At 66.2% G+C, this 25,162-nt stretch carries 21 protein-coding genes; 15 read left to right on the forward strand and 6 right to left on the reverse strand.

The window, feature by feature from the left end; genetic code table 11:
• Window positions 1-87: 87 nt before the first annotated feature.
• Window positions 88-840: an AraC family transcriptional regulator gene (locus G4G71_RS08725; RefSeq protein ID WP_420826007.1), complete on the reverse strand. Its 753-nt coding sequence runs from the start codon at window positions 838-840 to the stop codon at window positions 88-90.
• Window positions 841-1,144: 304 nt separating this feature from the next.
• On the opposite strand from G4G71_RS08725, the gene G4G71_RS08730 reads away from it, so the two are divergent.
• From G4G71_RS08730 to G4G71_RS08740, 3 genes are all read left to right on the forward strand, one after another.
• Window positions 1,145-2,956: a DUF1302 domain-containing protein gene (locus tag G4G71_RS08730; RefSeq protein ID WP_169936852.1), complete on the forward strand. Its 1,812-nt coding sequence runs from the start codon at window positions 1,145-1,147 to the stop codon at window positions 2,954-2,956.
• A gap of 22 nt (window positions 2,957-2,978) precedes the next feature.
• Window positions 2,979-4,349, forward strand: a complete 1,371-nt coding sequence (locus G4G71_RS08735) for a DUF1329 domain-containing protein (protein WP_169936854.1) — start codon at window positions 2,979-2,981, stop codon at window positions 4,347-4,349.
• Between the two features lie 196 nt (window positions 4,350-4,545).
• Window positions 4,546-7,074, forward strand: coding sequence for a LuxR C-terminal-related transcriptional regulator (locus G4G71_RS08740; protein WP_169936856.1), 2,529 nt, complete (start codon window positions 4,546-4,548; stop codon window positions 7,072-7,074).
• A gap of 4 nt (window positions 7,075-7,078) precedes the next feature.
• On the opposite strand, the gene G4G71_RS08745 is transcribed toward G4G71_RS08740, so the two are convergent.
• Complete coding sequence (locus G4G71_RS08745; protein ID WP_169936858.1) at window positions 7,079-7,888, reverse strand: SirB1 family protein; 810 nt, start codon at window positions 7,886-7,888, stop codon at window positions 7,079-7,081.
• Between the two features lie 155 nt (window positions 7,889-8,043).
• Here G4G71_RS08745 and G4G71_RS08750 point away from each other — a divergent pair, with 155 nt between their 5' ends.
• Window positions 8,044-9,078, forward strand: coding sequence for a Glu/Leu/Phe/Val dehydrogenase family protein (locus G4G71_RS08750; protein ID WP_169936860.1), 1,035 nt, complete (start codon window positions 8,044-8,046; stop codon window positions 9,076-9,078).
• Between the two features lie 18 nt (window positions 9,079-9,096).
• Here G4G71_RS08750 and G4G71_RS08755 read toward each other — a convergent pair whose 3' ends face one another.
• Together G4G71_RS08755 and G4G71_RS08760 are read right to left on the reverse strand one after the other, a co-directional pair.
• Window positions 9,097-9,363, reverse strand: a complete 267-nt coding sequence (locus tag G4G71_RS08755) for a YebG family protein (protein WP_024762711.1) — start codon at window positions 9,361-9,363, stop codon at window positions 9,097-9,099.
• A 270-nt stretch (window positions 9,364-9,633) separates the two neighbouring features.
• Entirely contained in the window at window positions 9,634-9,915 is a 282-nt protein-coding gene (locus tag G4G71_RS08760; RefSeq protein ID WP_054910115.1) for a DUF3509 domain-containing protein, read from the reverse strand.
• Between the two features lie 169 nt (window positions 9,916-10,084).
• On the opposite strand from G4G71_RS08760, the gene G4G71_RS08765 reads away from it, so the two are divergent.
• The 9 genes from G4G71_RS08765 to G4G71_RS08805 all read left to right on the forward strand — a co-directional run bounded on the left by G4G71_RS08765 (window position 10,085) and on the right by G4G71_RS08805 (window position 17,446).
• A complete protein-coding gene (locus G4G71_RS08765) occupies window positions 10,085-10,567 on the forward strand; it encodes a phosphate-starvation-inducible protein PsiE (protein WP_084358703.1) in 483 nt (160 codons plus the stop codon).
• 84 nt (window positions 10,568-10,651) lie between these two features.
• Window positions 10,652-11,623, forward strand: coding sequence for an HlyD family secretion protein (locus G4G71_RS08770; protein WP_169936861.1), 972 nt, complete (start codon window positions 10,652-10,654; stop codon window positions 11,621-11,623).
• Entirely contained in the window at window positions 11,605-12,777 is a 1,173-nt protein-coding gene (locus G4G71_RS08775) for an ABC transporter permease (RefSeq protein WP_024762715.1), read from the forward strand. The genes G4G71_RS08770 and G4G71_RS08775 overlap by 19 nt, the downstream gene beginning before the upstream one ends.
• Window positions 12,778-12,786: 9 nt before the next feature.
• Window positions 12,787-13,920 carry an ABC transporter permease gene (locus G4G71_RS08780; RefSeq protein ID WP_169936863.1) on the forward strand — a complete coding sequence of 378 codons (1,134 nt, stop codon included), beginning with the start codon at window positions 12,787-12,789 and terminating at the stop codon, window positions 13,918-13,920.
• A gap of 34 nt (window positions 13,921-13,954) precedes the next feature.
• Window positions 13,955-14,308 carry a YceK/YidQ family lipoprotein gene (locus G4G71_RS08785; RefSeq protein ID WP_169936865.1) on the forward strand — a complete coding sequence of 118 codons (354 nt, stop codon included), beginning with the start codon at window positions 13,955-13,957 and terminating at the stop codon, window positions 14,306-14,308.
• 29 nt (window positions 14,309-14,337) lie between these two features.
• Complete coding sequence (locus G4G71_RS08790; RefSeq protein WP_169936867.1) at window positions 14,338-14,700, forward strand: YceK/YidQ family lipoprotein; 363 nt, start codon at window positions 14,338-14,340, stop codon at window positions 14,698-14,700.
• 42 nt (window positions 14,701-14,742) lie between these two features.
• The gene (locus tag G4G71_RS08795; RefSeq protein WP_205896260.1) at window positions 14,743-15,528 is read left to right on the forward strand and encodes a 3-hydroxybutyrate dehydrogenase; all 786 of its coding nucleotides are present in this window, start codon (window positions 14,743-14,745) and stop codon (window positions 15,526-15,528) included.
• Between the two features lie 407 nt (window positions 15,529-15,935).
• A complete protein-coding gene (locus G4G71_RS08800; protein WP_169936871.1) occupies window positions 15,936-16,469 on the forward strand; it encodes a sigma-70 family RNA polymerase sigma factor in 534 nt (177 codons plus the stop codon).
• On the forward strand, window positions 16,466-17,446 hold the full coding sequence (locus G4G71_RS08805) for a FecR domain-containing protein (RefSeq protein WP_169936873.1): 981 nt from the start codon (window positions 16,466-16,468) through the stop codon (window positions 17,444-17,446). Before G4G71_RS08800 ends, G4G71_RS08805 begins: the two co-directional genes overlap by 4 nt.
• 73 nt (window positions 17,447-17,519) lie before the next feature.
• Here the strand turns inward: G4G71_RS08805 and G4G71_RS08810 are convergent, their stop codons facing one another.
• Together G4G71_RS08810 and G4G71_RS08815 are read right to left on the reverse strand one after the other, a co-directional pair.
• A complete protein-coding gene (locus G4G71_RS08810; RefSeq protein ID WP_476705406.1) occupies window positions 17,520-19,901 on the reverse strand; it encodes a DEAD/DEAH box helicase in 2,382 nt (793 codons plus the stop codon).
• A gap of 90 nt (window positions 19,902-19,991) precedes the next feature.
• On the reverse strand, window positions 19,992-20,879 hold the full coding sequence (locus tag G4G71_RS08815) for a DMT family transporter (protein ID WP_169936875.1): 888 nt from the start codon (window positions 20,877-20,879) through the stop codon (window positions 19,992-19,994).
• Between the two features lie 149 nt (window positions 20,880-21,028).
• Here G4G71_RS08815 and G4G71_RS08820 point away from each other — a divergent pair, with 149 nt between their 5' ends.
• Window positions 21,029-22,426, forward strand: a complete 1,398-nt coding sequence (locus G4G71_RS08820; protein ID WP_169936877.1) for an aminotransferase-like domain-containing protein — start codon at window positions 21,029-21,031, stop codon at window positions 22,424-22,426.
• Between the two features lie 85 nt (window positions 22,427-22,511).
• Window positions 22,512-24,953: a TonB-dependent siderophore receptor gene (locus tag G4G71_RS08825; protein ID WP_169936879.1), complete on the forward strand. Its 2,442-nt coding sequence runs from the start codon at window positions 22,512-22,514 to the stop codon at window positions 24,951-24,953.
• Window positions 24,954-25,162 lie beyond the last annotated feature (209 nt).

Here is a 25,162-nt window from a genome sequence, read left to right on the forward strand (position 1 = left end):
AATGTCGGCAAGCCTAGATTTGGCGCGGGGTTCTGTCGTGCGCGCGGGTACGCGAGGATTGCTCGCGTACCCGCCGGCAGGGGCGGGTCAGGCTGGTTCCTGTTCTTCGCGCAGGCGTTTCAGATACTCGCGGGGGGATTGGCCGGTCTGCTGGCGGAAGCAGCGATAGAAGGCCGAGAGCGAGTTGAAGCCGGCGGAGAAGGCCAGTTCGTCGATGCGCGAAGGCAGCGGCGGGCGCAACTGGCTGAGCAGGTGGGTCAGGCGGGTCTGGTTGACGTACTGGTAGAAGCTCAGCCCCATCACCTGGTTGAGCAGGTAGGAAATCTGGTTGCGCGTGTAGCCGGTGGCCGTGGCCACCTGGGTCAGGTCCAGGTCCGGCGCCAGGTACGGCTGGCTCTTGCTGAAGTAGTCTTCCAGGTCGCTGGCCAACTGGCTGAGCTGGCGCGGCGAGAGGCCCAGGCGGCTGGTGGCTGGGCGCGGGTCGATGGTCTGTGGACGGCTTTCGCCGCCTTCGCGCACGACCGAAGCATATTCGTTGATGCGCCAGATCAGGCCGTCGCGCACGGTGATCGCTTCGCTGGAGTGGAAGGTCGCCAGGCGGCCGCTCAGGGTGACCGCGATGCGGTACTGGATGAAGGCGGTGTCGCCGTCTACGCGGATGCGGTCGATGTGGTCGAGGAACTCTTCCGGGCGGCTGGGCATGGTGGCCTGCACGTAGTCGCGCAGGTCGGTGTAGCCCAGGGTGCGGTTCTGGAAGAAGTCGTTGTACTGCACCTGCGGGTGATACAGCGCGAGCACCGCTTCGAGGTCGCGGTGCTTCCAGCACTGGTGGTAGCGCAGCACCACCTCGCGGGTCTGCTCGGTGAGGTGGCTGTCGGTCGGGCGTTGGTCGATGGCATGCATAGGGGGCTAAGGATGCCCCAGACGGCGCTTCTCGGGTAGTGGCAAAGCACCTGCCGGGTGCAAGGCACTATCCATCGTCTCGATGATCCGTCATCGCCTGCGCCAATATCGCCCGCCAGAGCCCATGGCAGAGGGGGGATTCACTCTTTCGGGCGACACGCCAAATACCACCTTGGAGCGCTTACTCCCCGTCAGGTCGCTCAGTAGGGTAAGGCCACCTAGACACCGTCAGGAGAGCCGCATGACAACAAAAACAAGGCGCGGATTCTTCCAACCGCAACTTCTCGCCACCGCTGTCGCCCTGGGATGCGCCACCCAGGCTCAGGCAATCAACTTCAATATCGGGGAAATCGAGGGTCAGTTCGATTCCAGTCTGTCCGTGGGGGCCAGCTGGAGTACCCAGAGTCCGAAAGAGGACCTGATCGGGGCCGCCAACGGCGGCCACGGCATGACCCAGACCAACGACGATGGCCGGCAGAACTTCCGCAAGGGCCATACCTTCTCGAAGATCTTCAAGGGCATCCACGACCTGGAGCTGAAGTACGGGGACTTCGGTGTCTTCACCCGGGGCAAGTACTGGTATGACTTCCGTCTGAAGGACGAAGGCGTCGCCTTCAAGGACCTTTCGGACGACGGCCGCAAGGAAGGCGCCAAGGCTTCCGGCGCCCAGTTGCTCGACGCCTTCGGCTACTACAACTACGCGATCGCCGACATGCCCGGCACCGTGCGCCTGGGCAAGCAGGTGGTGAGCTGGGGTGAGAGCACCTTCATCGGCAACAGCATCAACACCATCAACCCCATCGACGTCTCCGCCTTCCGCCGTCCGGGTTCAGAAATCAAGGAAGGCCTGATCCCGGTGAACATGCTCTACCTGTCGCAGAGCCTGACCGACAGCCTGTCCGTCGAAGGTTTCTACCAGCTGGAGTGGGACCAGACGGTGCTCGACAACTGCGGCACCTTCTTCTCCACCACCGACGTGGCGGCCGACGGTTGCAAGACCAACTACAACATCCTCGACCCGGCCACGGTCAACGCGCTGAACGCCCCGGCGACCAAGGCGCTGCTCAATTCCCTGGGCGTCACCGTCACCCCCGAAGGCCTGATGGTGCCGCGCGGCGCCGACCGCGACGCACGTGACTCCGGCCAGTGGGGCCTGGCCCTGCGCTGGCTGGGCAGCGATGTGGAGTACGGCGCTTACGCCATGAACTACCACAGCCGCACGCCCATCGTGAGCATGAAGAACGCCGGCACCGCCGACATCGGCAACGTTCTGCGTGCGCTCTCCGTGCCCGGCGGCGCAGCGCTTGCCCAGCCGTTGCTGCTGGGGCGTGGCAACTACTTCCTGGAATACCCCGAAGACATCCGCCTGTACGGCCTGAGCTTCTCCACCACCCTGCCCACCGGCACCGCGTGGAACGGCGAGATCAGCTACCGGCCGAACATGCCGCTGCAGCTCAATACCACCGACATGACGCCGTTGCTCGCCACTACCGTGGTCGGCGGCTTCACCAGCGGTGGCGCTGCCGGTGCGCTGGCCCAGGCCGGCCGCATCAGCCACGGCTATGTGCGCAAGGAAGTGACCCAGGCGCAGACCACCTTTACCCACTTCTTCGACCAGACCATGGGCGCGGACCGCGTCACCCTGGTGGGCGAGGTGGGCATGACCTACGTTGGCGGCATGACCGATGAAGTCGGCGAGCGCTATGGCCGCGACTCCGTCTACGGCGTCCCGGAGAACGCCACCGCGCGTAACGAGTACGGCAGCGGCGGCTTCTACACCTCGTCCTCCTGGGGTTATCGCGCCCGCGCCATCTGGGACTACAACAACGTCTTCGCCGGGGTGAACCTCAAGCCGAACATCGCCTGGTCCCACGACGTGCACGGTTACGGCCCGGTCTTCAACGAAGGCAGCAAGGCGGCCAGCGTCGGCATCGATGCGGACTACCAGAACACCTACACCGCGAGTCTGAACTACACGAACTTCTTCGGCGGCGATTACAACACCATCGTCGACCGGGACTTCCTGTCGCTCAGCTTCGGCGTGAACTTCTGACCTGCCTGCTCAAGGAATCGACATGAGAACGACAAGAATCCTCCAATGCGGCGCGCTGGCCCTGAGCCTGCTGTCCTGTGGCGTGATGGCTGCGGTGTCCGCCGACGAAGTGGCCAAGCTGGGCACGACCCTGACGCCCATGGGCTCGCAGAAGGAAGGCAACGCCGACGGCAGTATCCCGGCCTGGACCGGCGGCATCTCCCGCACCGCCGGCAAGCTTGACGCCAAGGGTTTCCTTTCCAACCCCTTCGCCGACGAGAAGCCGCTGTTCACCATCACCGCGCAGAACGCCGACCAGTACAAGGACAAGCTCTCCGCCGGCCAGCTGGCGATGTTCAAGCGCTACCCGGATACCTACAAGATCCCGGTTTACAAGACCCACCGCACCTTCGCGCTGCCCGACGACATCTACGCCGCCGTCAAGCGCAGCGCCGAATTCGTCCAGCCGATCAATGACGGCAACGGCCTGGAGAACTTCGAGAAGAGCCGCTACTACGCCTTCCCGCTGCCCAAGAACGGCGTGCAGGCGCTGTGGAACCACCTGACCCGCTACCACGGCGGCAACATCTCCCGCTCGGTGGTGCAGGTCGTGCCGCAGACCAACGGCAGCTACACGCCGATCCGCTTCGAGGAATCGATCGCGGTGCCGCAGAACATGGGTGACCAGGATGTCAGCAAGACCGGCAACATCCTCACCTACTTCAAGCAGCAGGTAACAGCGCCGGCGCGCCTGGCCGGTAACGTCCTGCTGGTGCACGAGACCCTGGACCAGGTGAAGGAGCCGCGCCTGGCGTGGATCTACAACGCCGGCCAGCGCCGCGTTCGCCGCGCCCCACAGGTTGCGTACGACGGCCCGGGCACCGCCTCGGACGGCCTGCGCACCTCGGACAACTACGACATGTTCTCCGGCGCCCCGGACCGTTACGACTGGAAACTGGTGGGCAAGCGCGAGATGTACATCCCGTACAACAGCTACCGCCTGAACTCGCCGGAGCTCAAGTACGACGACATCGTCAAGCCGGGCCACATCAACCAGGACCTGACCCGTTACGAACTGCACCGCGTGTGGGAAGTGGTGGGTACCCTGAAATCCGGCGAGCGCAACATCTACGGCCAGCGCCACTTCTACCTCGACGAGGACAGCTGGCAGATCGCGGTATCCGAGCTGTACGACGGTCGCGGCCAGCTGTGGCGCGTCGGTGAAGGCCACGAGATGACCTTCTACACCGAACTCGCCACTGGCTACGCCGCCGAATCGCTGTACGACATCCTCGCCGGCCGCTATGTCACCTTCGGCCTGAACAACGAAGAGAAGCGCGGCTATCAGTTTGGCCAGAAGGCCAGCATGGCCGACTTCACTCCGGCGGCACTGCGTAACACCGGCGTTCGCTGAAGTAACACTCCGCTCCTTGGCCCCGGCATCCCTCGTGGATGCCGGGTTTCTTTTTTTGTGCTCCGGCCAAGCGGCGCGCCCTCTACTTCGGGCCTGAGCGCAGTCTGCGCTATACCGCCCCATGAATCTGGCTGATGGTCCTTTGCCCGCTCTGCCCAGCGGCATAGTCTGGCCTGCAAATGGCCGGAAGAAGCCCATGTCGACAATCGCCCAGCACAGCGCGGCGCTGCCTCGCCTGCCCCGCCAGCACCTGCCCCGCGAACGGCTGCATGCCAGCCTAAGTGCCACCGAGTGCCGCCTGCGCCTGCTGGTGGCGCCGCCTGGTTGCGGCAAGACGGTGCTGATGAGCGAATGCGCACGCCTGGCACCGGCGGGAACTCGCGTGGTTTGGCTGGGCCTCGGGGGCCGTGCGTTGTTGCCGGAGCAGTTCTGCGAGCGGCTGGGCGAGGCGCTGGGCGTGCCCTGGGCCGGCGAGGCGGCACTGGCGAGCTGGCTGGAAAACGCCAGCGAGCCGGTCTGGCTGATGCTCGATGACTATCCCCGCGCACCCGATGCCGCTCTCGACGACTGCTTCGACCGCCTGCTTGCCGTGGCCTCTCCGCTGATCGGCTGGTGGCTGGCCAGCCGCCGTCGCCCGGCCTGCAACCTGACCCGCCTGCTGCTTGAAGGCGAGCTGCTGGAGCTGGGCGCCAGCAGCCTGGCCCTGACCCAGGGCGAGCTGGACGCCTACCTGCAGACCGCTGGCCTGGAGTGGCCCCAGGCCCAGCGCCAGGCGCTGCAGGACGCGACCCATGGCTGGTTCGCCGGCGTGCGCCTTCGCCTGCTCAGCCTGGGCAATGAGCCCATCGCGCCTTGCGCTACCCAGGTCGCCGAGACCGGCAATGGCCTGCTGCAGGATTACCTGCAACGCGAAGTTCTGGCGAGCCTGCCGGCGGAGCTGGCGGAGACGCTCTGTGGCCTCGCGCAGATCGCTCGCTTCAACCGCGAGCTCTGCGATTACCTGTTCGATGAGCCCGGCCTTGGCCTGGACGGCCTGCAAGCCTGGGGCGTGCTGATCGAGGCGGTGGACAACACCCAGCACTGGTTCCAGGTGGCGCCCATGCTCGCGACGGCGCTGGCCAGCCTGTCACGCTGGCCGGCGGCGACCCTGCATCGGCGCGCCTGCCAGTGGTTTACCCAGTGCGGGGAGATCCACTCGGCTTTCGAGCATTCCCTGTACGCCGAGCAGCCGGATGTTTCCGCCAGCCTGCTGCAGCGCCTGACCGAAGAGCAGCTCTTGCACGGTCGCAATGTCGAGCGTGTGCTGCAATTGCGCGAGTCGCTGCCCGAGGAACTGCTGTGCAGCACCCCGCGCCTGCTCATCCTCAACGCCTGGACCCTGTTGTTCGTCGGCCGCCTGGATGACGTGGAAGCGCTGCTGACCGGTTTCGATCGTTTCCTGCCGATGCCCGGCGAGCACCGCCAGCGTGCGCTGATCGCCCAGTGGCAAGGGCTCAACGGCATGCTCACCCATGCCCGTGGCCTGCGTGGCTCCCGCGAGCAACTGCGCGAGGCGTTGGCGCACCTGCCGGAGGAAGCCTGGGCGCAGACCCTGATCTGCCTGTCCGCGCTGACTCAGCAGGCCCAGGCCGAAGGGCGCCTGGCCGAGGCTCGGCTGATCAACCGCGAGGCGCTGCGGCGAGCGCGCCTGCAAGGTAGCACCACGTTCGAAGCGCTGCTGGAACTGGATCGCGCCCAGTGGCTGGAGCAACGCGGCGAACTGCAGCGCGCCGATGCGCTGCTGGCGCGGGTGCAGGAATACCTCGACGAGATGCGCATCACCTGCAACGCCATGGCTGGCCGTGTCGCCCTGCGCCGCGGCTGGCTGTGCCTGCGCCAGGGGCGTGACGACGAGGCCCGCGAACTGTTCATTGCCGGGTTGAACGAAACCCGCCGCAGCCAGGACCCGAGCTCGATCTACGGTTTCACCGGCATGGCCTGGCTGGATGCGCTGGACGGCGACACCGACGGCGCCTTCAGTCGCCTGCTGGAGGTCGAGCGGCTGATGCAGCTGCAGCATGTGCCGGAACCCATCTACCGCGGCCCGCTGCTGCTCGCCAGCGGCGCGTTGAACCTGCGGCAGAACCGGGCGGGCCCGGCGCGGGAAGTCCTGCAACGCGTGGCCGCGCGCTACCGTACCGACTCCCTCTGCCCGCCGGCGGCGGCGCCGGACCAGATCCTGCGGGTCGAACACCACCTGGCGCTGGCCGAACTCTACGACGGCGACGTGGATGCCGCGCAGCAGAGGCTGCTGGCAATGTTGCCGGACCTGCTGCGCCAGGGGCGCAACACCCTGGCCTGCGACGTCTGGCTGGCGCTGGCCGAAGTACATTTCATCGCCGGCAGCCTGGACGAGGCGCGCAGCGCGCTGGACGAGGGCGTTGCCCTGGCCCAGCGTTTCGGCCTGCTCTCCACCCTGCGCGACACCCAGCGCCGCCAGCCGGGCCTGTTCGGTCTGCGCCCGCATGCCGGCGAGATGGCCCCGCACAACCTGCTGAGCCTGCGTGAGCTGTCGGTACTGGAATTGATCGCCCGTGGCTGTTCGAACCTGGAAATCGGCGAGCGGCTGTACATCTCCCTGCACACGGTGAAGACCCATGCGCGCCGGATCAACGGCAAACTCGGCGTGGAGCGGCGCACCCAGGCGGTGGCGCGGGCGAAGGAGCTGGGGTTGCTGAAGGTCTGAGGCGTCAGTGCAGTGCCTTGGGTGGCACGCTGATGTCAGCCAGGCGCTGGGCCAGGCGCATCTGCTCGGCGGCATCTTCGCTGAGCAGCATGGCCCGTTCGAGGTCGTAGCGTTCCGCCTGCGGGCAGTCCAGCACGTGGTAGAGGTCGGCGCGCGCGAGGTGATCGCTGGCGCTGGGCGGCCCCAGTTCCAGCACGCGCTGGGCATCCTTCAATGCCGCCAGTGGTTCCCCGGCAGCGAGGTGCAGTTGACGCAGATTGCGTGACAGGCGCTGCAGCATATCGGTAGCGCTGGCCGTGCGCAGGTGCTCGGCGGACAGCTCGACGCTGGCGCCCATCTGGCGAGCCAGCAGGTCGCGGCAGTCGCGGGTATAAAGACGGCGGCCGGTGGCCGGGTCGAGCAGGTGGTCGGCGCCGGGCACCCGTAGCAGGAAACGGCCTGGAAAGTTCACGCCGACCAGGGTGATGCCATTGCGGCGCGCCATCTCCAGGGCGATCAGCGCCAATGACAGCGGTTGGCCGTGGCGGCGTTGCAGAACCTGGGGGAGCAGGGCGGCGCGCGGGTGCAATGGGTACTCGTCATCCTCGGCAAAGCCCAGTTCGCTCAACCGGCGCAGCAGGAACTGCGCACGCTCCGCATCGCCGGTGCCCTGGGGCAGCGCTACTGCGACCTGGTGGGCGAGCGAGTCGAAGAGCCGCAGCGCATGTTCCGGCGGCAGGTGCGGCTCGTGCTCGGTGGCGATCCACAGAGCGGCTTCGAACAGGGCTGGCGGGTCCTGGGCAAGGCAGGCAAGGCAGGCTTGACGCGGGTCCATGGCGTTCTCCGGCTGACCCTGCGGTTGTAACCGGAGCAATGGGTGCTCGTCCAGTGGTGCGGTCGTCGCCCGTGAAGGTGATGTGACAGGCGCTGCCTATACTCAGGAAGGTCCGTCTACGGACCGTTGTCCACCCACAGCAAGGGAGCGCCGCCATGTTCGACATGATGGAAGCCACCCGGCTCGAGTCGCTGCATCTCTTCCAGGACCCGGCCACGGGACTCAAGGCCATCATCGCCATCCACAACTCCCGACTCGGGCCGGCGCTGGGTGGCTGTCGCTATCTTCCTTATCCCAGTTATGACGCCGCGCTGCGCGACGCCGCGCGCCTGGCCCAGGGCATGAGCTACAAGGCGGCGTTGGCCGGCCTGCGCCAGGGCGGCGGCAAGGCGGTGATCCTGCGCGCCCCGCACGTCAATAATCGCGGCGAACTCTTCGAAGCCTTCGGTCGCGCGATCGATTCCCTGGGCGGCGCGTACATCACGGCGGTAGACAGCGGCACCTCGAGCGCCGACATGGACTGCATCGCCCAGTTCACCCGCCATGTCACCAGTACCACCAGCGGTGGCGATCCTTCCCCGCATACCGCTCTGGGCGTTTTCGCCGGCATTCGCGCCAGCGCCCAGGCGCGCCTGGGCAGTGATGATCTCGATGGGCTGCGCGTAGCGATCCAGGGACTGGGGAACGTGGGGTATGCGCTGGCCGAACATCTGTCGGCGGCGGGCGCCGAACTGCTGGTCAGCGATATCGACGCAGGCAAGGTGCAGCTCGCCGTGGAGCAACTGGGTGCGCGCCCGGTGCCCAATGAAGCGTTGCTCACTACCCCTTGCGACATCCTTGCGCCCTGCGGGTTGGGCGGTGTGCTGACTTCTCAGACAGTGGGCCACCTGCGCTGTGCTGCCGTCGCCGGAGCGGCCAATAATCAGCTGGCGCATCCTGAGGTGTCAGATGAACTGGAGGGCAGGGGCATCCTCTATGCACCGGACTACGTGATCAACTCCGGCGGCTTGATCTACGTGGCCCTGCAGCACCAGGGCGAGTCACTGCCGACCATTACCGCGCACCTGTCTCGTATCGCCGAGCGCCTGACCGAAGTCTATGCCCACGCACAGGCCGATCACTTGTCGCCGGCCCGGGTGGCCGACAAGCTGGCTGAGCGGATTCTCTACGGGGAATATTCAGGGCACTGAGCTTCGTGCCGCCGTACGTCACTCCTCGGCGGCGCCCTCGCTGAAGATGTCGTTGAGCGCATCGGGCTGGTTCTTGAAGGCCCGGGCGAAGGCGTCGCGATTCTTGGCCATGAAGATGCCGATCTCCTCGAGCTGATCTTCCTTGAGCGAAGGCACCGCCTTCTCCAGTACCTCGGCCAGCGTTTCCGCCAGTTCCAGCATCTTGTCGTGCCGGTCGGCTTCTGCCTTATCCATGAACAGGCGCTCCGGATCGCGGCTGCTGCGGTACACCACTTCGACGGCCATTCATCACCTCTGTGCCTTCTCTTTGATTGGGGGGAGCAAATTTACTGGTTGTTTATACAGTAAAGTGATTGCGCAATGCTACTGCTGCTGTGCGAATCGTTGTCAGCAGCGTAGACGCAGGAAGGGTAAGTGCCTGTATCTGGCCAGCATCGGTGGGCGGCCCAAAGCGGTGCGCACGCCCTGTTGGCGCGCGCCAGCGCGCCAGGTGACTGGCGCAATGAATCGTCAGTCAGATGGCTCTGAAGGAAGGAGTTCTTGCGGAGGGAGACGTCAGGACGCGATCGGCAGGCCGTTATCGCCGCGCGTCATGGCAGCCAGCAGCTGCGGCGCTGTGCCGCCTTGCTCGATGGCGATGCCGAACCGGATGCTCTGGATGAAGCGCTGGAGTTGCTCCGGGTCCTGCAGCTGGGGATTGCGGATCAGCCGGCGCGCGGTCACACCCTCTTCGGTGGAGAGGGTAAGGACGATGCTGCCGTCGGGCCGTTCAACGCTGAAGTTGACGCGGTATTGGTCCTGAAAGGCGTCGGTCAGCGTCTGAAAGGGACTATCCATCACTCGTTCCTGCCTGTTGTGGGGCGTGCCTCTGGATGGACCGGGGCGCAGCCGAAAAAGTTCGCAGTCATATTCGCGCAGTCGATCTGTGCCATGACTGCGCAAGATCAATGGCGTAGCACTTGCAGGCTTCACGCCAACCAAGCCTTGTATTGCGGAGAACCGACGAATGAAACAGAACTGGGCCGAGCGCCTGAGCGAACGGATGCACGGCTGTGCCGAATCCCTGGGCAATCTGCTGGTGGAGGGCTTCCACTACCTGGCGCTGTTCGCCATCGGGGGCACGGTGTTCTGGTCGGCGGCGGTGGCCTTCGGCGAGATGGTCGGCAAGGGCCATGCGAGCATCGACGACATCCTGCTGCTGTTCATCTACCTCGAATTGGGTGCGATGGTTGGCATCTACTTCAAGACCAACCACATGCCGGTGCGCTTCCTGATCTACGTGGCGATGACCGCGCTGACCCGCCTGATGATCGCCGACATCCAGCACAACCACGTGCCCGACGACGGCATCATCCTGGTCTCGGTGGCGCTGTTGCTGCTGGCGCTGGCGATCCTTGTGGTGCGTTACGCCTCCTCGCGCTTCCCCTCGCCGAGCTCCACGCAACGGGGTGGCGGTGAGCGCGATCTGATCAGCGACGACGAGCGCTGATCGCCCGCCGGCTTGATCCAGAGCCGCCGCTTGGGCGGCGGATGCACTACCATCGGTGCATCCGCCGCCTGAGAAGACCACTCCATGAAGGGATGGAAGCTGTTCGCACCCCTGCTGATCCTGGTGATCATCGCCATCACCCTTTACCTGCGCCTGCATACCCAGCCGCTGTTGCTGCAGGGTGAAGCGGACGCCACCAATGTCATTGTCGCCTCCAAGGCCAAGGGTCGGGTCGAAGTACTGCATGTGCGGCGTGGTGACGACGTGAAGCAGGGCCAGGTGCTGATTTCCCTCAGCAGCCCGGAGCTGCAGGCCCAGCTGGACTCCCTGCGCGCTGCGCGCAACCAGGTGCAGGCCAATCTCGACGAATCTCTCCACGGCACCCGCGAGGAAACCCTGCGCGCCCTGCAGGCCAGCCTGTCCCAGGCCCAGGCCGAGTTGCGCAATGCCGAGCTGGAGTACCAGCGCAATGAGGAACTGGCCGGGCGCGGCTTCGTTTCCCAGGCGCAGATGGACCTTTCCCGCCGCGGCCGCGACGTGGCGCGCAACCGCGTCGCCGAGGCCCAGGCCAATCTCGACCAGGGCAACCAGGGCGACCGCGAGGAGCGCCGGCAGGCGCTGGAAGCTGCCGTGCGCCGAGCCGACGCGCAGATTCTCGAACTGCAGGCCCAGACCGACGACCTCAACGTGGTGGCACCGGTGGACGGCGAGGTCGGGCCGATCCCGGCGGAGCAGGGCGAGCTGGTCAATGCCTACAGCCCGTTGCTCACGCTGGTGCGACTGTCCGACAGCTATTTCGTCTTCAACCTGCGGGAAGACATCCTTGCGGATGTGAAGAAAGGCGATGAAGTGGCCATCCAGGTTCCGGCATTGAAGGGCGCCGAGGTGAAGGCCAAGGTCAGCTACATCGCGCCTTTGGGCGATTTCGCGACCAAGCGGGCCACCCGCGCCACCGGTGACTTCGACCTGAAGACCTTCGAGGTGCGCCTCTATCCGGAGCAACCGGTGGCAGGCCTGCGACCCGGGATGAGCGCGCTGTGGCAGTGGAAGCAGTAAGGAGCAACCTGCGGCGCTTCGCCCAGGCCTTCGGTAGCGAGACGCGGGTCGCCCTGCGCAGCTGGACCATCCACTGGCTCGGCTGGCTCTGGCCGTTGCTGCTGTTCGTGGTGATCAGTGGCGTTTACCAGGCGGGCACGTTGCTGGACATGCCGGTGGCGGTGGTCGATGCCGACCACAGCAGCCTGTCGCGCCGCATCGTTCGCGAGCTGGATGCCGGCTCCCACGCCAAGGTCGAGGTGCTCGGCGGCGGCCTGCAGGAAGGCCTGCGCCGCCTGCGCATGGCCGACGACTATGCGCTGCTGTATATCCCCCGCGACTTCGAGGCGGATGCGCTGTCGGGTCGTCAGCCCGTTGCCGAGCTCTACTACAACTCGCTGTTCTATTCCGCCGGCTTCTACTCGACCCAGGATTTCAGCGGCCTCATGAGTTCGGTCAACGCCGAGCTGCGCCCGCGCCTGGCCGTGGGCATGGATCGCAGCATGCCGGCGCTGGCCAGTATCAGCGTGTCCTATGAAAGCCTGTTCAATGCCAGCGGCAACTACATCTACTTCCAGCAGTTCGCCGCCATCGTGCATCTGCTGCAGCTGTTCGTGATCGTCGCCACGGTGCACGTGCTGGCCCGGGAGGCTCCGGAGCTGCGCGCGTCCTCGCCACACATCCTGCGGGCCAAGGCCCTGGGGGCACGTCTACTGGGCAAGATGGCGCCCTACACATTGCTGTTCAGTACTTTGCTCATGGTCGAGCTGTTCCTGCTGGTGGAGATCAATGGCGCGCGGATCAACGGCAATCCCTGGTGGATGCTGGCGATCACCGTCTGCTATGTGGCAGCGGCGCAGAGCGTGGGGCTGATGCTGTTCATCTTTACCGCCAACCGCTTCAGCGCCTATTCGCTGATCGGCCTGCTGATCGGTGTGGCGCAGACCTATTCCGGCGTCTTGCTGCCGGAGCTGGCGATGCCGCAGATCGCCCGCATCATCTCCGAGGCCGAGCCGCTGACCCATACCCTGCACGGCCTGTTCGACCAGTTCCTGCGCAGGGCGCCGGCCGAGTCCGGGCTCTATACCTGCTGCAAGCTGCTGCTCTACCCGCTGATCGCCTACATGATCGCCAAGATGCGCCTGCGCCGGCGCCTCGACCTGAGCCCGGCGTAAGGAACCGCCATGGAGAACTTCTGGTCCGTGTTCCGCCAGTCCCTGGGCAACATGCTCGGCAAGCCGCTGTGGCTGTTGATGGTGTTGTCGGTGACGCTGACCACCCTGCCATACGCCCATCGCACCATGGACGACCTGCCGGTGGCGGTGATCGACATGGATCACAGCTCGGTGTCCCGCGAACTGATCCGCCAGCTCGACGCTGCGCCGAAGATCGCCGTGCGTGCCTACGACCAATTGCCTGAAGCCCAGCGCGATCTCGCCTGGCGCGAGCTGTTCGGGATCGTGGTGATTCCCGTGGATTTCGAGAAGCGCGTGCTGCGTGGTGAAGCAGTCACCGTGCCGATCTTCGGCGATGCCACCAACCGCATGGCCAACGGGCAGATCCAGCAGGATATCAGCGCCACCTACACCGAACTGTCGCTGCGCTACAACCGCGAACGGCTGATGCGCGGGGGCTTCTCCGGGCAGCAGTCGAACGTCCTGCTGCAACCGGCCATCGGCCAGCTCACCGACCTGTTCAACCCCGGTACCAGCTTCGCGGCCATTGTGCTGCCAGGGCTGGTGACGCTGATCCTGCAACACAGCCTGTTGCTCTCCTGCACGCGGGTGAATCTCAACCTGCGCGGCGGCACCCCGCGTTCGCTGCGCCAGCCGGCATCCACGCGTTTTGGCCGGTACGCCGCCCAGCTGTCGATCTGGACGGTGCTGGCGATGCTCTTCTACGTGATCTGGCCGTGGATGATGGGTTACCGGCAGACCGCGTCGTTCTTCATGCTGATGGGGCTGGTGCTGCCGTTCCTGCTGGCGGTGATCGCCATGAGCGAATTCATCGCCGAGGTGCTGCCCTCGGAGGAGGCGGTCTACCTGACCATGACCTTCATCACCCTGCCGCTGTTCTATATGGCCGGCTTCACCTGGCCGCCTCAGGCCATGCCGCAGTGGGTGCAGCTGCTGGCCGACGCGATACCTTCCACCTGGGCGATTCGCGCAGTGGTGGAGATGAACCAGATGAACCTGCCACTTTCAGCGGTGGCCGACCGGATTCTTGTTCTCTTCGCCATGGCGGCGGCCTACGGATTGCTGGGTACACTGGTCTATCAGTACCGCAACTGGCGCTGGGACCAGCTCAAGGGCTGGTAGGCTGCCACCTTCGTTATCGAGAGGGAGTTTCGATATGACGCTGTCTCGTTCCTGGCTGCTGCTCGCTGCCGCGCTGCTCAGTGGTTGCGGGTCCTACCACACGCTGCGCAGTGATGATGTGGTGGACGCCGATGACCTGAAACTCAAGGGCACCTACTGCGGGGCTATTCCGCGGGTTTACGGCGGCGTGGTCTGGGATGCCTGCCAGCTTTACGGCGAGCCGCCAGCCGATTCCGGCTACACGCCAGCGCCGACACCGGCCAACTTCACTTTCGGCCCGCCGATCCTGCCGCTGCTCGACATGGCCTTCTCTGGCGTCGTCGATACGCTGGCCTTGCCTTACACCCTCTATCGACAGAATCGCGACGGCAGCATCGAGCTTCGGTAAGACTGCGCGGGCCCCAGGGAGATGAACGAATGCTCACTCGTCTGTTCACAACGCTGATCCTCACCACTGCCATTGCCGGGTGCGGCTCGGTCAGGACGCTGGATAGCGATGCCCATGAGAGCGTGAAAGAGTTGAAACTGGGCAGGACCTATTGCACCGAGATTCCTCGCATCTACAGCGGCGTTGCCTATAACTTCTGCGCGCTGCATGGTGACCCGGGAGGCAGCTACCAGCGCAGTGCAGGCCTTTCCCCGCCCGTGCCGGACGCTCCCCTGGGGCTCTACTGGCCCTTGTTCGACGGCGTGCTCAGCGCCGCCACCGACACCCTGGTGCTGCCGTATACGGTCTATCGCCAACAGCGCGACGGCAATATCGAACTGACGCGCGACTGATCCGTCTAGAGTGAGAGTTCCTATCTCTGCGGGAGCTCTGTGATGAATCCATTGAACGGCAAGGTTGCGGTGGTCACCGGCGCGGCCAGCGGCATCGGCAGGCAGATCGCCCTGACGCTGGCGCAGGCGGGCGCGGCCGTGGCCATCGCCGATCTGCAGCAGGGCGCCGCCCAGCAGGTGGCGGATGAGATCGGGGCAGCCGGCGGAAGGGCCCTGGCGGTGGTCATGGACGTGACCGACGAGCAGGCCGTGGACAGCGGCATCGATCAGGTGGTCGCCACCTTCGGCGGCATCGACATCCTGGTCTCCAACGCCGGCATCCAGATCGTCAACCCGATCCAGGACTTCGCCTTCGCTGACTGGAAGAAGATGCTCGCCATCCACCTGGACGGCGCCTTCCTCACCACTCGCGCCGTGCTGCGCCATATGTACCCGGCCAAGCGCGGTGGCGTGGTGATCTACATGGGCTCGGTGCATTCCCATGAAGCTTCGCCGCTGAAATCCGCCTACGTCACCGCCAAGCACGGCCTGCTCGGCCTGGCCCGCACCCTGGCCAAGGAGGGCGGGCCGCAGGGCGTGCGCTCCCATGTGGTCTGCCCCGGCTTCGTGCGCACGCCGCTGGTGGAGAAGCAGATTCCCGAGCAGGCGAAGGAACTGGGCATCAGCGAGGAAGCGGTGGTGAAGCAGGTGATGCTCGGCGGCACCGTGGATGGCCAGTTCACCACCGTGGAGGATGTGGCGCAGACGGTGCTGTTCCTGGCCAGCTTCCCCTCGGCGGCGCTCACTGGGCAGTCGGTGCTGGTCAGCCATGGCTGGGGGATGCGCTGAAGTGCAGGCGTAGCGCCAGAAAAAAGCCCCGGCTCAATCGACAGGCGAGCCAGGGCTTGGGGGACAACATCTGCGCCGGCAAGCGCTCCGGTTCTCCTGGAATTTCTGCCTGTTCCAGGGTCGGGGCTGGTTGATTCGGCGCAGCAGTAGATTCTCCTGGATCGGGGCCGGGCGATGTAGTGGGTTTACCGTTCGGTCTGTCAGGCAATTCTCCATCGGCGGGCACGTCCGATTTACGGTCGGGCAGTTGCTGCTGGCTCGTCGTTCCCGCTGGGGACAACCGGTACTTCCGTCCCTGCCGATGATCGTCACGGCACACGTGGCGCTTGCCGTGGCGGGGCCGTCATGGCATCTTTCGCGCAAATGATAAGTTTTCGCATTTGAGGTGTGCTTTCAGCTGCACCTCGATGCCTGGCGTTCGCGCGCAGGGGGCACTCGTGACGTCGACCACACACCACTCGCAGATCGGCGAACTCTATGCCGGCCATCACTCCTGGCTGCTCGGCTGGCTCTATCGCCGGCTGGAGTGCCGTCACCAGGCGGCCGACCTGGCGCAGGATACCTTCGTCCGCCTGCTCGGGCGCCAGGAACTCAGGGGCCTGCGCGAGCCACGCGCCTTCCTGGCCGCCGTTGCCCGCGGGTTGATGATCGATCACTTCCGCCGCCAGACCCTGGAGCGCGCCTGGCTCGACAGCCTGGCCCGGCAGCCGGAGGCCGAGGCGCCGTCCGCCGAGGAGCGGGCCATCGTGCTGGAAACCCTGATGGAGATCGATCGCTTGCTGGATGGCCTGCGGCCGGTAGTCCGCAGCGCCTTCCTGCTGTCGCAGCTCGATGGCCTGACCTACCCGCAGATCGCCGAGCGCCTGGGCGTTTCCCTCAGTTCGGTGCAGCAATACATGACCCAGGCTTTCGGTCACTGCTACAAGGCGCTCTACTCATGAACCGCGTTGGCGCCCTGGACGCGGCCCAGCGTCTGGACCATTCGGTGGTGGAACAGGCCATTGGCTGGCGTGTACGCCTGGCCTCGGGGCTGGCCGCCGCTGACGAGCTCGCTGCCTGCCAGCAGTGGCGCGCATCCGACCCGGCCCACGAACAGGCCTGGCAACGCCTGGAGTTCTTCGACGGGCGCCTGGGCGGCATGGCGCCGGCCATGGCCAGCCGTTCGCTGCGCCAGGCCGCCGTCGACCCGGCGCGCCGCCGCGCCCTGAAAAGCCTGCTGCTGCTCGCCGGTACTGCGGCGGTGGTGGGCAGTGGCAGCCTGGGTTTGCGCGACTCGCCCTGGCTGGCGCAGCAGCGCACATCGGTGGGCGAGCGCCGGCGCGTCGCCCTGCCCGATGGTGGCTGGCTGCAGCTCAACACCGACAGCGCCGTGGATATAGCCTACGACGCCCACACTCGACGCGTGCGCCTGTACGCCGGCGAGATGCTGGTACAGACCGCTCCGGACAGCGCCGGCCGTGCCTTCTGGGTCGATACGCCGCTGGGGCGTCTGAAGGCGCTGGGCACGCGATTCGCCGTACGCCTGGACGGCAGTGATGCACGGCTTTCGGTGCAGGAAGGCGCGGTAGCGGTCATGCCCGCGCTGCGCAATGAGTCGGCCGGTGTCATCGAGGCCGGCCGCCAGGCCCGTTTCGACCGCAAGGGGCTGTACGGCGAAACGACGCTGGAGGCCGATTCACTGGCGTGGAGCGATGGTTACCTGGTGGCGCGGCAATGGACGCTCGGCCGCCTGTGTGCCGAACTGGCGCGCTATCGCCCCGGCGTGCTGCGCTGCGATCTGGCCGTCGCCAACCTGGCCATTTCCGGCGTGTTCCCCCTGGACCAGCCCGAGCAAGCCATTGCCGCGCTGCAACGCAGCCTGCCAGTGCGCGCGCAGTACCGTACGCGCTGGTGGGTGACGCTGGTGCCGTTGGCCTGAGGCCAATGTCCAAGGCTCCCGAGGCGTTTTCCGCAGGAGCCTGTTCGTTTGCGCGGCGGCGCTCCGCTGGCAATCACACCGCCTTGGGCAGCGGTGCGAAGAGTGCGTCGATATCCGCGTCGTCCAGTTGCCAGTCGGCGCCGGTGCCTTCGAGGATGCCGGCGGCCAGCGCGGCCTTGTCGCGCTGCAGCCGCTGGATCTTCTCTTCCACCGTGCCGCGGGCGATCAGCTTGTAGACGAATACCGGCTTGTCCTGGCCGATGCGGTAGGCACGGTCGCTGGCCTGGTTTTCCGCGGCCGGGTTCCACCAGGGATCGTAGTGGATCACGGTATCGGCGGCGGTAAGGTTCAGGCCCACACCACCGGCCTTCAGGCTGATCAGGAACAGCGGCACGCGGCCTTCCTGGAAATCCTTCACCGGCGCGCGGCGGTCGCGGGTGTCGCCGGTGAGCAGGGCGTATTCCAGATTGCGTTCGGCCAGGGCCTCGCCGATCAACGCGAGCATCGAGGTGAACTGCGAGAACACCAGCACGCGGCGGCCTTCGGCGAGCAACTCTTCGAGCATGTCGAGCAGGTAGACCAGCTTGCCCGAGGTTACCGCGCGGGCGGACTTGCCGGTGGGCGGCGGAGCTTCCTTGTTCACCAGGCGGATGTCGCAGCACACCTGGCGCAGCTTGAGCAGCGCCTCGAGGATGATGATGCGGCTGCGCGCCAGGCCTCGGCGGGCGATCTCGTCGCGCACCTTGCGGTCCAGCGCCAGGCGCACGGTCTCGTAGAGGTCGCGTTGCGCCTCGCTGAGCTCGATGTGCTGGATGAATTCGCTCTTGGGCGGCAGCTCCGAGGCGACCTGTTCCTTGGTGCGGCGCAGCAGGAACGGGCGGATGCGTGCTGCCAGGTGCGCCAGACGGCCCTGGTCACCGTGGCGCTCGATGGGCGTGCGGTAGTCCACGGCGAACTGCCGGGCGTCGCCCAGCCAGCCCGGCAGCAGGAAGTGGAACAGCGACCACAGCTCGCCCAGGTGATTCTCCAGCGGCGTGCCCGTCAGGCACAGGCGATTGCGCGCGCGCAGGTGACGCGCGGCCTGGGCCGCCTTGGTGGTAGCGTTCTTGATGTTCTGCGCTTCGTCGAGGATCAGCAGGTGATACTCGTGCTGGCCGAGCTTCTCGGCATCGCGCGGCAGCAGGGCATAGGTGGTGAGGATCAGGTCGTGCTCGGCGATCTTCGCGAACGCCTTGCGCCGGCCGGCGCCGTGCAGCGCGAGTACGCGCAGCTCCGGAGTGAAGCGCTCGGCCTCGTCGAGCCAGTTGGGGATCAGGCTGGTGGGCATGATCACCAGCGCCGGGCTGGTCAGGCGCCCGGCCTGTTTTTCCAGCAGCACGTGGGCGAGGGACTGCAGCGTCTTGCCCAGGCCCATGTCGTCGGCGAGGATGCCGCTGGCGCCGACTTCGCGCAGGGTCTGCATCCAGCTCAGGCCTTCGTGCTGGTAGGCGCGCAGCTCGGCGTTGAGGCCGGCGGGGATCTGCGCCGGTTGCGCGCGGTAGTCGCGCAGGCGGTGGGCGATCTCGCGCAATTGCTCGCCGCCCTGCCAGGTCAGCGGCAGTTCTTCCAGTTCGGTCAGGCGCGCGGCGTCCGGCGCGCCCATGCGCAGGCGGCGTACCGGCAGCTGTTCGCCGAGGTAGAACTCGGACAGCGTGCTGAGCATCGGCTTGAGCTTGCCGAAGGGCAGCGAGACGCGCAGCGGTCGGTCGGACGCGGTCTGCCAGGTGTGGACCGGGTTGCGCCCGGCATCCAGGCGCAGCACCAGTTGTTCATCGTCGGCATGGCGGGCGAGGGCGACCGGGTCGAGCAGCGCCGGCATGCGCCGGATCAGCTCGATCAGCGCCGGCAGCAGGCTGATGCGCCGGCCTTCCACCTCGATGCCCAGTTCCAGGTCGAACCACTGGCGGTCGTCGGTTTCCTCGATCTCGGCGTACCAGTTCTCGACCGGTGTCAGGTCGAAGACGAACTCCGGGCGGATGTCGATTTCCCAGCCCTGCTCGCGCAGCCGGGACAGGCCCTCGCGCATGAATTCCTGCCAGGCGCTGTCGTCGGGCAGTTCGAACATTTCCCCGGCGCTGTCTTCCAGGGCATCGCTGCGGCGCATCGCCGGCTTGAAGCCGAGTTCGCGCAGGTCCAGGCGCCAGGCATGCTCCAGCTCCAGTTCGCGGCTGACACGGACGATCTGGTCATCGCGGAACACCCGGATCTCGCGGCCCGAGCGCGGGGTGACACTGCCCGAGACCGGCATGTCGCCATACAGGAAGGCCAGCGCGGCGCGGTGCCGGGAGATGTTCTGCATGCGCCCGCTGCGCAGGTCGAAGCCGCTGTGCACGTGGCTGCCCAGCGTCAGCCGTGGCCGGGGCGCGAGTTCGTCGCGCTCCACGGCAGGCAGTGGAGATTCGGCGGGTGGCTTCATCCGAGTGTCCTTCCGGCAGTCCAGCCGAGTACGCAAACGCCCGATGATACCGCGATTCTTCTCGGGCGGGACGCGGAAGGAAACCGGCGGTCAGCGGGCGAAGCGTTTTGCCCCGGCGACGCACAGCACCACTGCGACGGTGGCGCCGGCCATCAGCGGGCTGATCTGCTCGTGCAGCAGCAGGCCGGCCAGCGCCAGGCCGAAGAACGGCTGCAGCAGTTGAAGCTGGCCGACCGCGGCGATGCCGCCGGTGGCCAGGCCGTGATACCAGAAGAAGAAGCCGATCAGCATGCTGAACAGCGACACGTAGCCCAGGCTCAGCCAGGCCGGCCAACTGGCGCCGCTGAAGGTCTGCGGCTGGGTATACCAGGCCAGCGGCAGCATCAGCGGCAGCGACAGCACCAGCACCCAGCAGATCACCTGCCAGCTGCCCAGGTGACGGGCGATGCGGCCACCCTCGGCGTAGCCCAGGCCGCAGACGACGACCGCAGCCAGCATCAGCAGGTCGCCGGTGAAGTTGCCCGCTCCGCTCTGCGACAGGGCGAAGCCGGCCACCACGGCGCTGCCCAGCAGCGAGCAGATCCAGAACGCCGGGCGTGGTTGCTCGCCGGCGCGGATCACGCCGAACAGCGCGGTAGCCAGCGGCAGCAGGCCGACGAAGACGATGGCGTGGGCCGAGTTGACGTGCTTGAGCGCGAGCGCGGTGAGCAGCGGGAAACCCACCACCACGCCACCGGCCACCACCAGCAGGGGGATCAGGTCCTTGCGCGCCGGCAGCTTCTGCCGCAGCAGGATGAGGATCGCCGCCGCCAGCAGGCCGGCGATGCTGGCGCGGGCCAGGGTGAGGAAGGTCGGATCGAAGTCGGCCACCGCTACCCGCGTCGCCGGGAGAGAGCCGCTGAAGATGAGTACGCCGAGGAAGCCACTGAGCCAGCCGCCGAGGTGGCTGTTCGAGGCGAGGGTGTGGGAGTTGTTCATGGGGAGCATCCGGCAGGAGAGCGAGCCTGGAGGATGCGCGCAGAGCTGCCGGGCGGCCAGTGACAGAAAGGTACAATTTGCGCAAACTGTCCGTAAATTATCCCGGTACAAATTGCCTCGGTAAAAAATCCAGGGCAGGCGAGGGCGACATGGGCAGGCCAAAGAGCACACGGGTCGATTCGGTGATGCAGCATGTGCGCGAGCGCCTGGCGGCGCGGGCGCTGGTGCCGGGTGAACGGCTGCCGTCGATTCGCCAGCTGGCCGAGCAGCTGGAGGTGTCCAAGACCACCGTCGTGGAGGCCTACGACCGGCTGGCCGCCGACGGCGTGATCGCTGCGCGGCGTGGCTCCGGTTTCTATGTGGCCGGCCATGCGCCGCCGCTGTCCCTGGCGGACGTCGGCCCGGCGCTGGACCGCAGCATCGACCCGCTGTGGATTTCCCGGCAGTCGCTGGAAGCCGCGGATACCTCGCTCAAGCCCGGTTGCGGCTGGCTGCCGCCGTCCTGGCTGCCGGAGGAAGAACTGCGCCGCGCGCTGCGGCAGATTGCCCGCGCGCCGCAATCCAGCCTGCTGGAATATGGTCGCCCCTACGGTCACTCCGGCCTGCGCGAACAGCTGGCGCGGCGGCTGGGTGATTACGGCGTGCCGGTGGGCCCGCAGCAGATAGTGCTGACCGACAACGGCACCCAGGCCATCGACCTGATCTGCCGCTTCCTGCTGGAACCCGGCGACTGCGTGCTGGTGGACGACCCGGGCTACTTCAACTTCCAGGCCCTGCTGCGTGCCCATCGGGTGCAGGTCGTCGGTGTGCCCTATACGCCGACCGGGCCGGACGTCGCCGCCATGGCGGGCCTGCTGGAGCAGCACCGCCCGCGCCTGTACATCACCAACTCGGCCTTCCATAACCCCACCGGCGCGGTGCTCTCGCCGCTGGTCGCCCATCGTCTGCTGAAGCTGGCCGAGGCCCATGACCTGCTGATCGTCGAGGACGATATCTTCGGCGACTTCGAGCACGAAAGCGCGCCGCGCCTGTCGGCCTTCGACGGGCTGGAGCGGGTGATCCAGGTTGGCAGCTTCTCCAAGACGCTGTCGGCTTCGGTGCGCTGCGGCTACATCGCCACCCAGCCGGAATGGTGCGAGCGCCTGGTGGACCTGAAGCTGGCGACCAGCTTCGGCAACAGCCCGTTCAGTGCCGAGATGCTCTTCGAGCTGCTGCGCAAGGGCAGCTACCGCCGCCACCTGGACAGCCTGCGCGGGCGCCTGGCCGACGCCATGGGCGAGACGCTGCTGCGCTTGCGCGCGCTGGATATCCAGCCCTGGCTGGAGCCGCGCGGCGGGGTGTTCGTCTGGGCTTGCCTGCCGGAAGGGCTGGACGCTGCCGAAGTCTCGCGCGCGGCCCTGGCGGACAACCTGGTGCTGGCGCCGGGCAACGTTTTCAGCCTGAGCCAGAGCGCCACCGGTTACCTGCGCTTCAACGTCGCGCAGTGCCTCTCGCCACTCGTTTTCCAGGGGCTGGAAAGGGCCATGGAGCAGGCGCGCGGACGCTGACAGAAAATATTTTCAGATCGGCCTGCAGGTTTCCTTTTGTCGTACGGCCTCTGTGCAGTCCCGCTTCTCTGCACAAGGAATCTTCATGCCTGCCGTTCCCACCGCGCCCCTGCTGCCGCTGGCTCGCGCGTTACGTATCGCCGCTTTCGGCCTGGTCGCCAGCCTGCCGCTGCTGCCGCACTCCACCGCGTTTGCGGCCTCCGCCGCGCAACATTTCAGCGTACCCGCCGGCAGTCTGGAAGATGCTCTCAATGCCTACGCCCGCCAAGCGGGCGTGCTGCTGACCTTCGACCCGGCGCTGACCGGGAATCAGCGCAGCAATGGCCTGAACGGCGACTATTCGGTGAGCGCCGGTTTTGCCGTGCTGCTGTCCGGCAGTGGCCTGGCGGCCGAAGCCAGCGAAGACGGCAGCTACCGCCTGCAGCCCAGCGCCACCGAGGGCGCGCTGGAAATGAAGGCGCAGACCATCACCGGGCAGGCCGCGGAAGATCCCAAGGGCCCGGTGCAGGGGTACGTGGCCAGGCGCAGCGTCACCGCGACCAAGACCGATACGCCGATCCACGAGACTCCGCAGTCTATCTCCGTGGTGACCCGCGATCGCATGGAGGCCCAGGGCGTGCAGTCGGTGAACGAGGCGCTGCGCTATACCCCCGGCGTGTCCTCCTACGGCTCGAACAACCGTTCCGATTGGTACACGGTGATCCGTGGCTTCTCGCCGACCACCTACCAGGACGGGCTGCAACTGCCCAGCACCATCAACCTCGCCAGCTGGATGGTCGATCCCTACATGCTCGAACGCGTGGAAGTGCTGCGCGGCCCGGCGGGTGTGCTGTATGGCCAGGGCGATCCGGGTGGGGTGATCAACCAGGTATCGAAGCGGCCGAGCACCGTCGCCAGCCATGAAGTCCAGGTGCAATACGGCAGCGATGCGCGCAAGCAACTGGGCATCGACACGACCGGCCCGCTGGATGATGCCGGCGTGTGGAGCTACCGCGTGGTGATGGTCGGCCACGAGGGTGATATTCGCGACACGCCCTGGGAGGACAAGCGCCTGGCCCTGGCGCCGTCACTGACCTGGCAGCCGGATGAGGACACCCATCTGACCGTCATGGCGAGCTATCTGAAGGACGATACCAACGCCCAGGATAATTTCCTCCCGGCGGATGGGAGCCTTCACCGCAGCGCCTACGGCAAGATCCACCGCAGCTACTTCACCGGCGATGAGCACTTCTCCAAGTACGAGAAGACCCAGTACGGCATCGGCTATGAGTTCGAGACGCGCCTGAACGATGTCTGGCAGGTCCGCCAGAACCTGCGCTACGCCCATCTCGATCTCAACGACAACATGGTTTACGGCGCTGGTACCACCGGCTACTGGGGCATGGACGGTGGTGACGACCGCACCCTGCTGCGCTTCGCCGGCATCGAGAATCCCAAGTACGAACGCTGGACCCTGGACAACCAGGCCCAGGCCGACTTCAGCACCGGCTGGCTGCGTCACACCCTGCTGCTCGGCCTGGACTGGCAGCGGCAGAAGACCGAGGACCCGCAGGCCTACATCATGACCACGCCGCTGGACCTGTATGGCGGCCCGTCCTACGGCCCTGTGGACAAGTCCGCCTTCACCGCGGACGACTGGACCTACACCGATCAGACCCAGCGTCAGACCGGCGTGTACCTGCAGGACCAACTGCACTTCGACGAACACTGGGTGCTTTCCCTGGGCGGGCGTTACGACTGGGCCAGCTCCAGCACCGACAACAGCAGCACCGCCGGCAGCACCCATGCCAGCCAGAAGGATGAGGCCTTCAGTGGCCGGGTGGGGCTGGTCTACCTCGCCGATAACGGCCTGGCGCCGTACTTCAGCTACAGCGAGGGCTTCACGCCCAACGCCGGCACCGACTACGCAGGCAAGCCCTTCGACCCGACGAAGGCCAAGCAGTACGAAGTGGGCGTGAAGTTCCAGCCCAAGGGCTCGGACAGTTCGCTGACCGCCGCCGTGTTCGAGATCACCCAGCGCGACGTGCTGACCCTCGATCCGGACCCGACCCATCCCAACAGCAGCGTGCAGACCGGCGAAATCCGCTCCCGCGGCCTGGAACTGGAAGGCGTCGCCAGCCTGACCGACGAGTTGAACCTGATCGCCACCTACACCTACCAGGACGTGAAGAACACCAAGGCCAACGACGAGAGCGATGGCAAGACCCCGATCAGCATTCCCACGCCGCGCAACCTGGCTTCGTTGTGGGCCGACTACACCCTGCGTGACGGTGAGCTGAAAGGTTTCGGCTTTGGCGGTGGCGTACGCTACAGCGGCCGCAGCCCAGGCGCCCCGGACAACTCGCTGAATGTGCCCAGCTACACCCTGCTTGATGCTGCGGTGCATTACCAGACGGGCCCCTGGCGCTTCGCAGTCAACGCCAACAACCTCACCGATCGCGAGTACATCGCCGGTTGCTACGACGCCACCCGTTGCATCTACGGCAATGGTCGCATTGTCACGGGCTCGGCGACGTACCGCTGGTAAGCCTGTCGCCAGGGAGGGCGATCGCTCCGAGGTGGGCGGAAATGCCTGAGGAAAATTGAACGGTTGTACAGGAGTATCGGAAGGATACGACTTCACAGTCGAAAAGGGCGGGCGAAACCCGGTCGAGGCGAACCTCTAGGATTATCGATTCAGCCTCTCAGGGCGCGGTGAGCATCCCGAGGTGAATCGTTGGATCAGAAGAAGAGGAA

The sequence above is a fragment of the Pseudomonas multiresinivorans genome (genome assembly GCF_012971725.1).
Taxonomy (GTDB): Bacteria; Pseudomonadota; Gammaproteobacteria; order Pseudomonadales; family Pseudomonadaceae; genus Pseudomonas; species Pseudomonas multiresinivorans.

Bases quoted from the DNA above. Each gene is read 5' to 3' on its own strand.
- G4G71_RS08770 (WP_169936861.1), top strand. From the start codon at position 10,652: ATGAAGGGATGGAAGCTGTTCGCACCCCTGCTGATCCTGGTGATCATC.
- G4G71_RS08755 (WP_024762711.1), bottom strand. From the start codon at position 9,363: ATGGCCGTCGAAGTGGTGTACCGCAGCAGCCGCGATCCGGAGCGCCTG.
- G4G71_RS08820 (WP_169936877.1), top strand. From the start codon at position 21,029: ATGGGCAGGCCAAAGAGCACACGGGTCGATTCGGTGATGCAGCATGTG.
- G4G71_RS08815 (WP_169936875.1), bottom strand. From the start codon at position 20,879: ATGAACAACTCCCACACCCTCGCCTCGAACAGCCACCTCGGCGGCTGG.
- G4G71_RS08785 (WP_169936865.1), top strand. From the start codon at position 13,955: ATGACGCTGTCTCGTTCCTGGCTGCTGCTCGCTGCCGCGCTGCTCAGT.
- G4G71_RS08780 (WP_169936863.1), top strand. From the start codon at position 12,787: ATGGAGAACTTCTGGTCCGTGTTCCGCCAGTCCCTGGGCAACATGCTC.
- G4G71_RS08730 (WP_169936852.1), top strand. From the start codon at position 1,145: ATGACAACAAAAACAAGGCGCGGATTCTTCCAACCGCAACTTCTCGCC.
- G4G71_RS08750 (WP_169936860.1), top strand. From the start codon at position 8,044: ATGTTCGACATGATGGAAGCCACCCGGCTCGAGTCGCTGCATCTCTTC.
- G4G71_RS08735 (WP_169936854.1), top strand. From the start codon at position 2,979: ATGAGAACGACAAGAATCCTCCAATGCGGCGCGCTGGCCCTGAGCCTG.
- G4G71_RS08800 (WP_169936871.1), top strand. From the start codon at position 15,936: ATGCCTGGCGTTCGCGCGCAGGGGGCACTCGTGACGTCGACCACACAC.
- G4G71_RS08740 (WP_169936856.1), top strand. From the start codon at position 4,546: ATGTCGACAATCGCCCAGCACAGCGCGGCGCTGCCTCGCCTGCCCCGC.
- G4G71_RS08760 (WP_054910115.1), bottom strand. From the start codon at position 9,915: ATGGATAGTCCCTTTCAGACGCTGACCGACGCCTTTCAGGACCAATAC.
- G4G71_RS08795 (WP_205896260.1), top strand. From the start codon at position 14,743: ATGAATCCATTGAACGGCAAGGTTGCGGTGGTCACCGGCGCGGCCAGC.
- G4G71_RS08805 (WP_169936873.1), top strand. From the start codon at position 16,466: ATGAACCGCGTTGGCGCCCTGGACGCGGCCCAGCGTCTGGACCATTCG.
- G4G71_RS08790 (WP_169936867.1), top strand. From the start codon at position 14,338: ATGCTCACTCGTCTGTTCACAACGCTGATCCTCACCACTGCCATTGCC.
- G4G71_RS08825 (WP_169936879.1), top strand. From the start codon at position 22,512: ATGCCTGCCGTTCCCACCGCGCCCCTGCTGCCGCTGGCTCGCGCGTTA.
- G4G71_RS08745 (WP_169936858.1), bottom strand. From the start codon at position 7,888: ATGGACCCGCGTCAAGCCTGCCTTGCCTGCCTTGCCCAGGACCCGCCA.
- G4G71_RS08765 (WP_084358703.1), top strand. From the start codon at position 10,085: ATGAAACAGAACTGGGCCGAGCGCCTGAGCGAACGGATGCACGGCTGT.
- G4G71_RS08810 (WP_476705406.1), bottom strand. From the start codon at position 19,901: ATGAAGCCACCCGCCGAATCTCCACTGCCTGCCGTGGAGCGCGACGAA.